General features: G+C 65.0%; 9 protein-coding genes. 6 read left to right on the forward strand and 3 right to left on the reverse strand.

The window, feature by feature from the left end:
- Positions 1 to 3 precede the first annotated feature (3 nt).
- Positions 4 to 816, reverse strand: a complete 813-nt coding sequence (locus tag BV82_RS15830) for a crotonase/enoyl-CoA hydratase family protein (protein WP_036995194.1) — start codon at positions 814 to 816, stop codon at positions 4 to 6.
- Between the two features lie 158 nt (positions 817 to 974).
- Here BV82_RS15830 and nhaB point away from each other — a divergent pair, with 158 nt between their 5' ends.
- Positions 975 to 2,477: a sodium/proton antiporter NhaB gene (gene nhaB, locus BV82_RS15835; RefSeq protein ID WP_010223726.1), complete on the forward strand. Its 1,503-nt coding sequence runs from the start codon at positions 975 to 977 to the stop codon at positions 2,475 to 2,477.
- Positions 2,478 to 2,502: 25 nt separating this feature from the next.
- On the opposite strand, the gene zwf is transcribed toward nhaB, so the two are convergent.
- Both zwf and gnd read right to left on the reverse strand, forming a co-directional pair.
- Positions 2,503 to 4,005 (reverse strand): glucose-6-phosphate dehydrogenase, encoded by a 1,503-nt coding sequence (gene zwf, locus BV82_RS15840; RefSeq protein WP_010223729.1) that lies wholly within the window; start codon positions 4,003 to 4,005, stop codon positions 2,503 to 2,505.
- Positions 4,002 to 5,012, reverse strand: coding sequence for a phosphogluconate dehydrogenase (NAD(+)-dependent, decarboxylating) (gene gnd, locus BV82_RS15845; RefSeq protein WP_275959749.1), 1,011 nt, complete (start codon positions 5,010 to 5,012; stop codon positions 4,002 to 4,004). The genes zwf and gnd overlap by 4 nt, the downstream gene beginning before the upstream one ends.
- 170 nt (positions 5,013 to 5,182) lie before the next feature.
- On the opposite strand from gnd, the gene BV82_RS15850 reads away from it, so the two are divergent.
- The 5 genes from BV82_RS15850 (at position 5,183) to BV82_RS15870 (ending at position 13,987) form a co-directional block, all read left to right on the forward strand.
- Positions 5,183 to 5,350: a DUF6026 family protein gene (locus BV82_RS15850; protein WP_010223732.1), complete on the forward strand. Its 168-nt coding sequence runs from the start codon at positions 5,183 to 5,185 to the stop codon at positions 5,348 to 5,350.
- Positions 5,351 to 5,805: 455 nt separating this feature from the next.
- Positions 5,806 to 7,365, forward strand: coding sequence for a glycogen synthase GlgA (glgA, locus tag BV82_RS15855; protein ID WP_010223733.1), 1,560 nt, complete (start codon positions 5,806 to 5,808; stop codon positions 7,363 to 7,365).
- Positions 7,366 to 7,381: 16 nt separating this feature from the next.
- The gene (gene treZ, locus BV82_RS15860) at positions 7,382 to 9,160 is read left to right on the forward strand and encodes a malto-oligosyltrehalose trehalohydrolase (protein WP_051636751.1); all 1,779 of its coding nucleotides are present in this window, start codon (positions 7,382 to 7,384) and stop codon (positions 9,158 to 9,160) included.
- A complete protein-coding gene (gene malQ / locus BV82_RS15865) occupies positions 9,153 to 11,225 on the forward strand; it encodes a 4-alpha-glucanotransferase (protein ID WP_036995197.1) in 2,073 nt (690 codons plus the stop codon). The genes treZ and malQ overlap by 8 nt, the downstream gene beginning before the upstream one ends.
- Positions 11,222 to 13,987, forward strand: coding sequence for a malto-oligosyltrehalose synthase (locus BV82_RS15870; RefSeq protein WP_036995198.1), 2,766 nt, complete (start codon positions 11,222 to 11,224; stop codon positions 13,985 to 13,987). The genes malQ and BV82_RS15870 overlap by 4 nt, the downstream gene beginning before the upstream one ends.
- Positions 13,988 to 13,989 lie beyond the last annotated feature (2 nt).

Consider the following 13,989-nt stretch of genomic DNA (forward strand, 5'->3'; position numbering starts at 1 on the left):
GCGTCAGTCGGCGAACTCGGGTTTCTGTTTGCTCATGTGGGCGGCAACCGCCACCCGCAGATCGGTGGATTGCAGCATGGCGGCGTTCCAGGTGGCGATGTATTCCAGGCCATCGTCGATGCGGTGATCGCGCATGTAGCTGATCATGTGCTTGGTGCCGGCCACGGCAAGCGGCGATTTTCCCGCAATTTCAGCGGCAATGGCAAAGACTCCGTCGAGCAGCGTCTCATACGAGTCGAACACCCGGTTGACCAGGCCGATGCGCAGGGCTTCGTCAGCCGCGACATTGCGCCCGGTGTAGGCCAGCTCGCGCATGATGCCGTCGCCGATGATCCGCGGCAGGCGCTGCAGGGTGCCGACGTCGGCAGCCATGCCCATGTCGACCTCCTTGATCGAGAACTGCGCATCGCTGCTGCAGTAGCGCATGTCACAGGCCGAGACCAGGTCGATGGCGCCGCCGATGCAATAGCCCTGAATCGCCGCCAGCACCGGCTTGCGGCAGTTGTCCACGGCATTGAACGACGCCTGCATGCGCAGGATGGTCCGGCGCAGCAAGCGTGCGTTGCGGCCGACGTCCTTGCCCAGCTCGTTGGCCACCGAGGCTAGCAGCATCAGGTCGATGCCCGCGGAGAAATGCTTGCCCGCGCCGCTGATCACCACCGCGCGCACCGCGTCGGTTTCATCGATCCACTGGAAGATCTCGACGATCTCACTCCAGAACGCCGCGTTCATGGCGTTGTACTTTTCCGGGCGGTTGATCTGCACGTGGGCGATGTGGTGAATCAGTTCGACCTTGAACGCTTGGTACTCAGTCACGGTGCTTTCCTTGATGGCGGCGAGGTTGATCGCAGGACTATAACAAGGTGGCCGTCGGCGCCAAGGCCGCGCTTGTGCCAAAACCGGGACTTTTACCTTGATCTCCGTTCACACATGCGGCACTTTGCCCAGCTGTTGAATCATAAGGATACATTTTCATGTCCCGCTCCCTGGCCGGCGCCCTGGCCCACAATTTTCTCGGTCAGTCGCCGCGCTGGTACAAGGCCACCTTGTGCCTGTTCCTGCTGCTCAATCCCCTGCTGCTGTTCACCCTTGGCCCGGTGGTGGCCGGCTGGGTGCTGGTGATCGAGTTCATCTTTACCCTCGGCATGGCGCTCAAGTGCTACCCGCTGATGCCCGGCGGCCTGCTGATGGTCGAAGCCCTGTTGCTGGGCATGACCACGCCGCAAGCGCTGTATGAAGAGCTGCAGCACAACTTTCCGGTGATCCTGCTGCTGATGTTCATGGTCGCCGGCATCTACTTCATGAAAGACCTGCTGCTGTTCCTGTTTTCGCGCATCCTGCTGGGGGTGCGCTCCAAGACCCTGCTGGCCTTGCTGTTCTGCTTTCTGTCGGCGTTCCTCTCGGCGTTTCTCGATGCCTTGACGGTCACGGCGGTGATCATCAGCGCGGCGGTGGGCTTTTATTCGGTGTATCACCGGGTCGCTTCCGGCGGCAACCCGCGGGAAGAGTCCGACCTGGACAGCGACCAGCAGATCGCTCACCTGCACCGCGAAGACCTGCAGCAGTTTCGCGCGTTCTTGCGCAGCCTGCTGATGCATGGGGCTGTCGGTACCGCCCTGGGCGGCGTGTGCACCCTGGTGGGTGAGCCGCAGAACCTGCTGATCGGCCACGAAATGGGCTGGCACTTCGCCGAGTTCTTCCTCAAGGTCGCGCCGGTGTCGCTGCCGGTGCTGGTGGCCGGGCTGGTCACCTGTGTCCTGCTGGAGAAACTGCGCTGGTTCGGCTACGGCACCCTGCTGCCGGACACCGTGCGCCAGGTGCTGGCCACCTATGCCGCCGAAGACGACGCCCAGCGCACCACCCAGCAGCGTGCCGCGCTGCTGGTGCAGGGCCTGGCGGCGCTGATCCTGATCATCGGCCTGGGCCTGCATGTGGCCGAAGTGGGCCTGATCGGCCTGCTGGTGATCGTGCTGATCACCGCCTTTACCGGCATCACCGACGAACACCGCCTGGGCCGCGCGTTCCAGGACGCCATGCCGTTTACCGCGCTGTTGGTGGTGTTCTTTGCCGTGGTGGCGGTGATTCACCAGCAGCAGCTGTTTACCCCGCTGATCCAGTGGGTGCTGGCGCTACCGGCCGATCAGCAGCCAGGCATGCTGTTTATCGCCAACGGCCTGTTGTCGGCGATCAGCGACAACGTGTTCGTCGCCACTATCTATATCACCGAGGTCAAGCAGGCGTTTGTCAACGGCGGCATGAGCCGTGAGCACTTCGAGACCCTGGCGGTGGCAATCAATACCGGCACCAACCTGCCGAGCGTGGCCACGCCCAATGGCCAGGCGGCGTTCCTGTTCCTGCTGACCTCGGCGATTGCGCCGCTGATTCGCCTGTCGTACGGGCGCATGGTGTGGATGGCGCTGCCCTACACCGTGGTCATGGGTGGGCTGGGGTGGTGGGCGGTGACGTACTGGTTGTAGGAGCGGGCTTGTCCCGCGATGGGTTTCACCCGATGCGGTGCCAGACCCTCCGGTCCCGGGCCAGCAACTCATCCGCCGCCGTCGGGCCATTTTCGCCGGCGGCATAGGGCTGCACCTCGCCGCCCTCCTTCCAGGCATCGAGAAACGGCTGCACCGCGCGCCAGCCGTTCTCGATGTTGTCGGCACGCTGAAACAACGTCTGGTCGCCGGTCAGGCAGTCGTAGATCAGCGTCTCGTAGCCGGTCGACGGCTGCATCTTGAAAAAGTCCTTGTAGGCAAAACCCAGCTCGACGTTCTCCATGGCCAGGGCCGGGCCCGGGCGCTTGGCCTGCAGGTCGAACCACATGCCTTCGTTGGGCTGGATCTGGATTTTCAGGTAGTTGGGCTTGAGCCGCTCGACCTCGGTGTCGCGAAACTGCGCGTAGGGCGCCGGCTTGAAGCAGATGGCAATCTCGGTGTCGCGCACGCTCATGCGCTTGCCGGTGCGCAGGTAGAATGGCACGCCGACCCAGCGCCAGTTGTCGATCATCACCTTGAGGGCGACGAAGGTTTCGGTGTTGCTGTCGGGCTCGACCCGCGGTTCTTCGCGGTAGCCAGGGACTTTCTTGCGCCCTTGCTTGCCGGCGCTGTACTGGCCGCGCACCGAATTCTTCAGGGCCATGTGCTTCGACCAGGGCCGGATCGCACCGATGACCTTGGCTTTCTCACTGCGCACCGCATCGGCGCCAAAGGCCGCTGGCGGCTCCATGGCGACCATGGCCAGCAGCTGGAACAGGTGATTGGGCACCATGTCACGCAAGGCGCCGGTGTTGTCGTAGAACCCGCCGCGGCTTTCAACGCCGACGGTTTCGGCGGCGGTGATCTGCACATGATCGATGTAGTGGTTGTTCCAGAAGGCTTCGAACAGGCCGTTGGAAAAGCGGCTGACGAGAATGTTCTGGACCGTTTCTTTGCCCAGGTAATGGTCGATACGGTAGATCTGCTTTTCGCTCATGACCTTGAGCAGGCAGGTATTGAGCGCCTCAGCGCTGGCCAGGTCCGAGCCGAAGGGTTTTTCCACCACCACCCGGCGAAAGCCGTCGGTTTCGTCGAGCAGGCCGGCGGCGCCCAGGCGCTGCACCACTTCGCTGAAAAAACGCGGCGAGGTGGCCAGGTAGAACACCGCGTTGGCGCTAGGGTTGCTGCGGATGCGCTCGGCGATGGCCTGGTAGGTCGCCTGGTCGAGAAAGTCGCCGGTCAGGTAGCCGATGCGCTTGGCCAGGCGCGCCCAGAGCTTGTCATCCAGGCACTTGCTGGCGCCTTGGCTAGCCTTGTCACGCTCGCGCATGAAGGCTTCCAGGCGTGCGGCAAACTCGCCGTCGGTGGCGGCGTTGTGGTCGACGCCGATGATCCGCAGGCCTTTGTCGAGCAAGCCATCGCGGCTCAGGTTGTACAGCGCCGGCATCAGCAGGCGTTTGACCAGGTCGCCATTGGCGCCAAACAGAAACAGGTTGCAAGGCGGGGCCGCTTCGATCTGTGTTTTGCTCATTCGGCGTTCTTCTCGACGTGACCACCAAAGCCGAAGCGCATCGCCGACAGCATGCGGTCAGCGTAGGTGCCCTGCTGCTGGCGCGAGCGGAAGCGGGCGAACAGTGCGCTGGACAACACCGGCACCGGCACTGCCTGCTCGACGGCCGCATCAATGGTCCAGCGTCCTTCGCCGCTGTCGGCGACCGAGCCGCTGTAGCCGCCCAGTTGCGGATCGGCCACCAGGGCGTCGGCGGTAAGGTCAAGCAGCCAGGACGTCACCACGCTGCCACGACGCCACACTTCGGCGATTTCGGCCAGGTTCAGGTCAAAGCGCTGCTCGGCCGGCACGGCATCGCTGCCCTTGCTCTTGAGCAGGTCGAACCCTTCGGCATAGGCCTGCATCAGGCCGTACTCGATGCCGTTGTGGATCATCTTCACGTAGTGCCCGGCACCTGCGGGCCCGGCATGAATATAACCCTGCTCGGCACGCCCGGCCGGGCCCTGGCGGCCACGGGTGCGGGGGATGTCACCGACCCCGGGAGCCAGGGTGGCAAACAATGGATCGAGACGCTCGACCACCGCCTTTTCGCCACCGATCATCATGCAGTAGCCGCGTTCCAGGCCCCAGACCCCGCCCGAGGTGCCGACATCGATATAGTGCAGGTTGCGCTGGCCCAGCTCGGCGGCGCGGCGCATGTCGTCCTTGTAGAAAGTGTTGCCGCCGTCGATGATTACGTCGTCGGCGTCGAGCAGGTCGGCCAGTTGCGCGATGGTCTGCTCGGTCGCCGCACCGGCCGGCAGCATCACCCACACCGCCCGCGGCTTGTCCAGCTTGCCCACCAGCGCGCCAAGGTCATGGGCGCCGTTGGCGCCGTCCTTGACCAGGGCTTCCACCACCTGGCGATCACGGTCATGCACCACCATGCGATGCCCGCCACGCATCAAGCGCCGCGCAATATTGCCGCCCATGCGGCCCAGCCCCACGATTCCCAATTGCATGTGCGATGCTCCCCTGGAATGAAAAATGCCGGTTCAGGCCTTCAAGGTTAGTCCAGCCGTCGCCCACTTGGTTCAGCGACGAACGGCAAGACAACCAGAAACAAAAAAGTTCCAATGACCGCGAAAAGAATTCAGAATCGCCGCCGATCCAGCAGCTACGCTGTTAGAAAAACGACCCACCCTATGCGAGGTGTGCAATGGGAACCCTTCTGCCAAAAATGCCTGCCCAGACCCTCTACGTGACGGTTCGCCGCGACGAGCTGCGTCGCCTCAAGGAGGAGCGCGACCAGTTGCAACAACAAGTCGCCCAACTGAATCTGCTCCTGCAGCAAGCCCAGGACGGCCAGGTGCCAACCCGCGCCTGACGATTAGCGTGGCGTACAGAAAATGGCCAGCAGTGGCCGATCAGCCGCCATCACTCCTCGCTGCCGCCGCACGCTGAACCTGCGCCATGACCTGCGGTCCAGGGGCAGCAGGTTTTCCCCTCTGCAAAAATGACCAGCGGGTCACATTTTTCACGATATCTCTCCTACACTCGGTACTCGGCCAGACATCGCCCGGAAAACTCGACTGAAATTAGTCGAAACTTCTGGAATTGCGGTAGGTCAGGAACTAAGTAGGCCATCGATTCCGCTTCAACGGACGCGGCCCACCCACCCCATATTGTCACCACGCCGTCGGCAGGATGCCGGCTTGCGTAGCGCTTGTGCGCTTGGCTTCGGGGCATGGAACGCAAGGCAACATCACTTACAGAGAACAGTATCGGTAAAGAAACAACAACGGGCGCCCACGCCCGCACCACTTAGGGACGGAGAGACGTATGATCAGTGCCGCTGTCGAACCTCATGTAGAGCATTTCACCCCGGATACGCGTGAGCCGCTTGGAGCGGAGTTCACGCCGACAGCCAAGGCACTGGGTGCTGACCCCAGACATTCATCGCACAAACGCAAGGTGTTGTTCGTTACCTCGGAAATCGCCGACCTGGTCAAGACTGGCGGCCTGGGCGATGTCTCGGCGGCGCTGCCGCGGGCCATGCGCCATTTGCACGATGTGCGGGTGCTGATTCCCGGTTACCCGCAGGTGCTGGAGAGCGACAACCCGATCCACCTGGTGGGCGAGCTGGGCGGCCACGCGGCCTTGCCGCCGTGCAAGATCGGACGCATGGACCTGGCCGATGGCCTGGTCATCTATGTGTTGATCTGCCCCGAGCTGTACCAGCGCGAAGGCACCCCCTATGGTGCCAACAACGGTCGCGACTGGCCCGACAACCACATCCGCTTCGCCCGCCTGGGCCTGGCCGCCGCGGAAATCGCCGCCGGTGAAGGCATGGTCCACTGGAAGCCCGACCTGGTCCACGCCCACGACTGGCCGGCGGGCCTGGCCCCGGCCTATATGCACTGGCGCGGCCTGCAGACCCCGACCCTGTTCACCATTCACAACCTGGCCTACCAGGGCGTGGTCAGCCGCGCCTGCTGCCCGGAGCTGGCGATCCCCGATCATGCCCTGCAGCAGGAAGGCATGGAGTTCTATGGCAAGCTGTCGTTCCTCAAGGCCGGCCTCGCCTACTCCAGCCACATCACCACGGTCAGTGCCACCTACGCCCGGGAAATCACCACGCCGTCATTTGGCTGCGGGCTGGATGGCTTTCTTGCCAGCAAGGCCCAGCAAGGCCTGCTCAGCGGCATCCCCAACGGCATTGACGAAAGCTGGGACTCGGCCAGCGACCCGCACCTGGCCCACCCCTTCAGCCTCAACGACTGGCAAGGCAAGGCCGCCAACTCCCGGCAGGTCCGCGAACTGTTCGACCTCGAACCTTCGAGCGGGCCGCTGTTCGCCGTGGTTTCGCGCCTGGTGTATCAAAAGGGCCTGGACCTGACCCTGGGGGTGGCCGAATACATCGTGCGCCAAGGGGGCCAGATTGCGATCATCGGCCGTGGCGAACCGGAAGAAGAACAGGCCATGCGCGAACTTGCCCTGCGCCATCCCGGGCAGATTGGCGTGCGTATTGGCTTCAATGAAACCGATGCCCGACGCATGTTCGCCGGCAGCGACTTCCTCTTGATGCCATCACGCTACGAACCCTGCGGGCTGAGCCAGATGTACGCCCAGCGCTTCGGTTCACTGCCGGTGGCGCGTAACACCGGCGGCCTGGCCGACACCATCGAAAATGGCGTGACCGGCTTTCTGTTCGATGAGCCCACCGTCGACAGCTACCGCGAAGCCCTGGGCCGGGCGTTCTACGTGTACAGCAAAAAAAACCTGCTCAACGCCATGCGTTGCCTGGCCATGACCCAACCCTTCAACTGGTGCCAGGCTGTCGAGCCTTATGCCCGTCTCTACGAGGAACTGGTCGAAAACGCCCGTGCAACCCCACGCTGAACGCGAGGTGGCAGGTATGCCCTTTAGGTCACAGGAGCGCGCGACTCACGGGGCCGCGATGCTGGACAGCAACAGCGCCCGGTTTGCCCTCTGGGCTCCGGACGCGCAGCGGGTAGATGTCGAGTTCGCGTCGGGGCGGCGTGAAGTTTTGCCGGCACAGGCTGACGGTTGGTTCATCGGCCGGCTCGCGTGTAGCGCCGGTAGCCGTTATCGCTATCGCATCGACGGCAAGCTGAGCGTCGCCGACCCGGCGTCGCGCCACCAGCCCGAAGGCGTGCACGGCCCCAGCGCGCTGCTGGCCCCTGCCGCCTACCGCTGGCAGCACCCGGACTGGCACGGACGCCCCTGGCACGAAGCGGTCATCTACGAGCTGCACGTCGGCCTGTGCGGCGGTTATGCCGGAGTGATCGAACGCTTGCCAGCCCTGGCCGAACTGGGTATCACCGCGATCGAGCTGATGCCGGTCGGACAGTTTCCGGGCGAACGCAACTGGGGCTATGACGGCGTGCTGCCGTTTGCCCCGCAACACAGTTATGGCACCCCGATGCAACTGCGCGAATTGATTGACCAGGCCCACGGCCATGGCCTGATGGTCGTGCTCGATGTGGTCTACAACCATTTCGGCCCGGACGGCAATTATCTCGGCCAGTATGCCAGCGGATTTTTCCGCGAAGATCGCAAGACCCCCTGGGGCGCGGCGATCGATTTTCGCCGCCGCCAGGTGCGCGACTTCTTTATCGAAAACGCCCTGATGTGGCTGCAGGATTATCGCATCGACGGCCTGCGCCTGGACGCCGTGCACGCCATCGATGAGCCGGATTTTCTCGCCGAGCTGGCACGCCGGGTGCGCAATGACATCGCTCCCGGGCGTCAGGTGTGGCTGAGCCTTGAGAACGAACATAACCAGTCACACCTGCTCGAACAGGGCTTCGATGCGCAGTGGAACGACGATGGCCATAACGCCCTGCACGTGCTACTGACCGGTGAGCAGGAGGCGTACTACGTCGATTACAGCGAATCGACCATCGACAAACTGGCACGCTGCCTGAGCCAGGGCTTCGTCTTCCAGGGCCAGCCCGACCGCAACGGCCGCCCCCGCGGCGAGCCCAGCGGCCATTTGCCGCCTACCGCCTTTGTACTGTTCCTGCAGAACCACGACCAGATCGGCAATCGCGCATTCGGCGAGCGCCTCAACCAGCTGTGCCCGCTACCCGCCTTGCGGGCCGCCACCACCCTGTTGCTGCTGGCACCGATGATCCCGCTGCTGTTCATGGGCGATGAATGGGGCTGCGAGCAACCTTTCGTCTTTTTTACCGATCATCACGACGAACTCGCCGATGCCGTGCGCGCAGGCCGGCGGGCCGAGTTCGCCAGTTTTGCCGCCTTTGCCGACGCCGCGACCCGGGCGCGGATTCCCGACCCCAACGCCGTCACCACCTTCAACGCCTCAAGGCCGCGCCCGCCCCAATCGCGCCAGCAACCCTGGCTACAGTTATACCGTGAACTGCTGGCCCTGCGCGCCCGGCACATCGTCCCGCACCTGCCTGGTATCCGCGCCCTCGGTGCCCGGGTGCTGGGGCCGCAGGCCCTGAGTGTGCGCTGGCAGCTGAAAAGCGGCGGCGAGCTGCGTATCGACCTGAACCTTGGCCCGACCTCGCAACGTGCCGACCTGCCCGATAACGCTGCGCGACTGTTCACCTGCAGCGAGGCTTGCGTCGGCACTACGCACCTGCCGCCCTACACCACCCTGGTCAGCCTGATGCCGACCACCCCAGCGGAGCCTGCCCATGACTGACCCTCGCTTGCAGCAACTGGCCGAACTGGCGGGCCTGGCCGTGGACTGGATCGACGCCAACGGCCGCGCCCAGCGGGTCAGCGACCCGGCGCTGCAGCGGGTGCTGGCCGGGCTTGGCCATCCGGCCGATAGCGTCGAGGCGATCGAAGCCAGCATCCAGGCCCTGCTCAGTGCCCACGATGCCCGCCACCTGCCGCCGCTGTTGACCGTTGACCAACACCAGCCACTGGAGCTGGCAGGCTATTTCCCGGCGTCGATGCCGTGCCGGGTGCTGCTTGAGGATGGCAGCGAACAACAGCTGCAGTTGGATGACCAAGCCAGGCTTGCCGGTAGCTTGCCTATCGGCTATCACCAGGTGCAGATCGACCAGCAGCACTTCACCCTGGCCGTAGCGCCCGCACGCTGCTACAGCATTGCCGATGCCCTCGGCACGCCAACACCGCGCTGCTGGGGGCTGAGCGCCCAGTTGTACAGCCTGCGTCGCCCCAACGACGGCGGCTATGGCGACTGCCTGGCCCTCGAAGCCCTGGTGCGCAGCGCCGCCGAACGTGGCGCCGATGCCCTGGCGATCAGCCCGCTGCACGCCATGTTCGCCAGCGACACCCAGCGCTACAGCCCTTACTCGCCGTCCAGCCGGCTGTTTCTCAACAGCCTGTATGCCAGCCCCGCGGCGCTGCTGGGGGACCGCGCGGTGCGCATGGCCATTGAGGCTTGTCAGTTGCACGACCCGCTTGAGCAGCTTGAACTATTGCCACTGATCGACTGGCCGCAGGCGGCGTCGTTTCGCCAGCGCCTGCTGCGCGCGCTGTATCGCGACTTCATCGCCGCTGAGCACCCGTTGTTCGCCGATTTCAGCAGCTATCGCCAGCACGCCGGGCCCGCACTGGAGCGCCACTGCCGCTTCGAGGTGCTGCTCGAGCATGCGCTCAAACGCGATATCGGCCAGGACTGGCGCGGCTGGCCCGCCGCCTGGCACGACCCGCATAGCCCGCAGGTGAGCGCCTTCGCCCGCCAGCACAGTGAGGAGGTGGAGTTTCACGCCTTCTGCCAATGGCTGATCGAACGCAGCCTGCAGCGCGCCCAGGATGCGGCGCGCAGCAACGGCATGAGCATCGGCCTGATCGCTGACCTTGCGGTGGGAGCCGACGGCGCCGGCAGCCAGGCCTGGAGCCGCCAGGACGAGCTGCTGGCGGGTCTGAATGTCGGCGCCCCGCCCGACATCCTCAACCGTACCGGGCAAAACTGGGGCATCTGCGCCTTCTCGCCCGAAGGCCTGCGGCGCAACGGCTACCGCGCCTTTATCGAAATGCTGCGAGCCAACTTCGCCCATGCCGGGGGCCTGCGCATCGATCATGTCATGGGCCTGCAACGCCTGTGGCTGATCCCGCAAGGCGCAAGCCCGGCCGAGGGTGCCTACCTGCACTACCCACTCGATGACCTGCTGCGCCTGCTCAGCCTTGAGTCAGTGCGACACCAGGCAATCGTGCTGGGCGAAGACCTCGGCACCGTCCCTGAAGGGCTGCGCGAGAAACTCGCCGCACGGGCGATCCTCGGCATGCGCGTGCTGCTGTTCGAACAGGACCCGCCCGGCCACTTCAAGCCCATCCTCGACTGGCCCGACAGCGCCCTGGCGACCACCAGCACCCATGACCTGCCGACGCTGGCCGGCTGGCTGGAGGCCCGCGATATTGACTGGAACCAGCGCCTGGCCCTGATCGACGGCATCACCGAACGCCACTGGCGCGAAACCCGCCAGCACGAGCGTCAGGGCCTGCGGCGGATCCTCGAACACAACTACGGCCAACCCCTGGCAGACAGCGACGCCCTGATCGATGCCAGCATCCGCTACCTCGGCCATACCCGCGCGCCGCTGGTGCTGGTCCCGCTGGAAGACCTGCTGGGCATCGATGAACAACCCAACCTGCCGGGCACCACCAACAGCCACCCGAACTGGCGCCGGCGCTTTGCCCTGCCGGCCACCGCCCTGCTCGACGACGAGGACGCGGCGCGGCGCCTGGAGCTGCTGGCGCAGGCTCGCGAACAAGCCTGGGAGCGTGACCGATGAAAGCCCTGAGCGCCACCCTGCGCCTGCAGTTTCATGCTGACTTCAGCCTCGACGACGCCGCCGCGCTGGTGCCCTACTTCGCCCGCTTAGGGGTCAGCCACCTGTATGCCTCGCCGTTGCTGCGCGCCCGCCCCGGCTCGCGCCATGGTTACGATGTGGTCGACCCCGGCCAGGTCAGCCCGCAACTCGGCGGCGAAGCGGCGCTGGTGCGGCTGGTGGCGGCGCTGCGCTTGCACGGCATGGGCCTGATCCTCGACATGGTGTCCAACCACATGGCGGTCGGCAGCGACAATCCCTGGTGGCAGGACCTGCTGGCCTGGGGCCGGCGCAGCCGCTATGCCGAATTCTTCGACATCCAGTGGCACTCGCCCGACCCGCTGCTCGAAGGCCAGTTGTTGCTGCCGTTTCTGGCCAGTGACTACGGTGCGATGCTGCAAGGCGGTGAAATCCCTCTGCAGTTCGATGCCGCTACTGGGCAGTTTCATATCCAGCATCACCACCACCGCTTTCCGATCTGCCCGGCCGACTACGGGGTGATTCTCGCCAATGGTGGCGCCGCCCTGCAGGCGCTGGGCGCACGCTTGGAGAGCCTGCGCACGGCTGCCGATGCGCCGGTGCGCGCCCGGCCGCTGCTGGCCGAGCTGGCCGCGCTGTCCAGGCAGCAGCCCCTGGACAATCTGCTCAGTGCATTCGACAGCCGCACGCCAGAAGGCTTCCAGCGCCTGCACGCGCTGCTCGAGCGCCAGCCCTATCGCCTGGCCAGCTGGCGCACCGCCGGCGACGATATCAACTGGCGGCGTTTCTTTGACGTCAACGAACTGGGCGGTTTGCGCGTGGAGCGCGCAGCGGTGTTCGAAGCGACCCACGGCAAGGTGTTCGAGCTGATCGGCCGCGGGCTGGTCGATGGGTTGCGCATCGACCACATCGACGGCCTGGCCGACCCGCGAGGCTACTGCCGCAAGCTGCGCCGCCGGGTCGACGGGCTGCTGGCCCAGCGCCCACTGGAGGCGGCACTGGAGCACTTTCCGATCTATGTCGAGAAAATCCTCGGCGCCGGCGAGCAATTGCACCGCGATTGGCACATCGACGGCACCACCGGTTATGAGTTCATGAACCAGGTCTCGCTGCTGCAGCATGACCCGGACGGCGAAGGTGAACTGGCCGCGCTGTGGAGCGCACTCAGCGATCGCCCGGATTTTACCGAGGAAGTGCGCCTGGCCCGCCAGCAGATCCTCAATGGCAGCCTGGCCGGCGATTTCGAGTCGGTGGCCCAGGCATTGTTGCAGGTGGCCCGCGACGACCTGATGAGCCGCGACCTGACCTTCGGCGCCATCCGCCGCACCGTGCAGGCCCTGATCGAGCACTACCCGGTGTACCGCACCTACATCAATGCCTGCGGGCGCCCCAGCGAAGACGAAGCGTTTTTCCAGCAGGCCCTGCGTGGCGCTCGCCAGTGCCTGAGCGAAGCCGACTGGCCGGTGCTCGATTACCTGCAGCGCTGGCTCGGCGGCGAACCCTGGCGCCAGTTGCCGCCAGGCCGGCCACGCAAACACCGCCGTCATGCCTGCGTGCGCTTCCAGCAACTGACGTCACCCACCGCCGCCAAGGCCGTGGAAGACACCGCATTTTACCGTTCGGCTCTGCTGCTGTCGCGCAACGATGTCGGCTTTGATGCCGAGCGCTTCAGCGCCCCGGTCGAGGACTTCCATCAGCACTGCAGCGAGCGCCTGGAGCAGTTCCCGGACAACCTGCTCACCACCGCCACCCATGACCATAAACGCGGCGAAGACACCCGCGCGCGCCTGGCGGTGCTGAGCGAGCGCAGCAGCTGGTTTGCCAGCCGGGTCGAACACTGGCGCGAACTTGCCAGCCCCTTGCGCTGCACCCTGGCCGACGGTGAGGCGCCTGGCGCCGGTGATGAACTGCTGTTGTATCAGACCCTGCTCGGCAGCTGGCCGCTGGAGCTCGACGAGAACGATCCGTTGGCCCTGGAAGCCTTTGCCGAGCGTCTGCGCCAATGGCAGCGCAAAGCCCTGCGCGAAGCCAAGCTGCGCAGCAGCTGGAGCGCACCGAACGAGGCCTACGAGCAGGCCTGCCTGGACTTTATCGATACCCTGCTGCTGGAGCGCGCCAGTCAGCAGTTGCGCCATTCCCTGGCCGAGGCGGCGCAAGCGATCGCCTGCCCGGGGGCCCTCAACAGTTTGGCCCAATGCCTGCTGCGCATGACCGCGCCAGGGGTGCCCGACCTGTACCAGGGCAACGAATTCTGGGACTTGAGCCTGGTCGACCCGGACAACCGCCGGCCGGTGGATTTTGCCCGCCGCCGCCAGGCGCTGGGGGACGGCACCACAACGTTGCAACTGCTGCAGGACTGGCGCAGCGGTCGGGTCAAACAGGCGCTGATCAACCAGGTGCTGGAGTGGCGTCAACAGTACCCCCAGTTGTTCCTGCGCGGTCGCTACCTGCCCGTTGAAGTGCGCGGCAGGCACGCCGAGCGGGTCCTGGCGTTTGCCCGGGTGAGTGCCGACGAGCACGCCATTGTTGTCGTGCCACGCCTGGCCTGGGGCTTGCTTGCACAGTCGCCAATACCCCTGATCCCGGCACAGAACTGGGACGATACCCGGCTGATCCTGCCGTTTGCCTTGTCGCCTGCCAATTGCTCGGGACTGTTTGCCACAGGCGCAGTCTCAGCCTCACAGGAGCTGTGGCTGAGTACTGCACTCAAGGAGTTTCCGGTCAATCTGTTCATTGAACATCATTAAGT

The organism is Pseudomonas donghuensis (genome assembly GCF_000696345.2).
Taxonomy (GTDB): domain Bacteria; phylum Pseudomonadota; class Gammaproteobacteria; order Pseudomonadales; family Pseudomonadaceae; genus Aquipseudomonas; species Aquipseudomonas donghuensis.

Bases quoted from the DNA above. Each gene is read 5' to 3' on its own strand.
- glgA (WP_010223733.1), top strand. From the start codon at position 5,806: ATGATCAGTGCCGCTGTCGAACCTCATGTAGAGCATTTCACCCCGGAT.
- treZ (WP_051636751.1), top strand. From the start codon at position 7,382: ATGCCCTTTAGGTCACAGGAGCGCGCGACTCACGGGGCCGCGATGCTG.
- zwf (WP_010223729.1), bottom strand. From the start codon at position 4,005: ATGAGCAAAACACAGATCGAAGCGGCCCCGCCTTGCAACCTGTTTCTG.
- nhaB (WP_010223726.1), top strand. From the start codon at position 975: ATGTCCCGCTCCCTGGCCGGCGCCCTGGCCCACAATTTTCTCGGTCAG.
- malQ (WP_036995197.1), top strand. From the start codon at position 9,153: ATGACTGACCCTCGCTTGCAGCAACTGGCCGAACTGGCGGGCCTGGCC.
- BV82_RS15870 (WP_036995198.1), top strand. From the start codon at position 11,222: ATGAAAGCCCTGAGCGCCACCCTGCGCCTGCAGTTTCATGCTGACTTC.
- BV82_RS15850 (WP_010223732.1), top strand. From the start codon at position 5,183: ATGGGAACCCTTCTGCCAAAAATGCCTGCCCAGACCCTCTACGTGACG.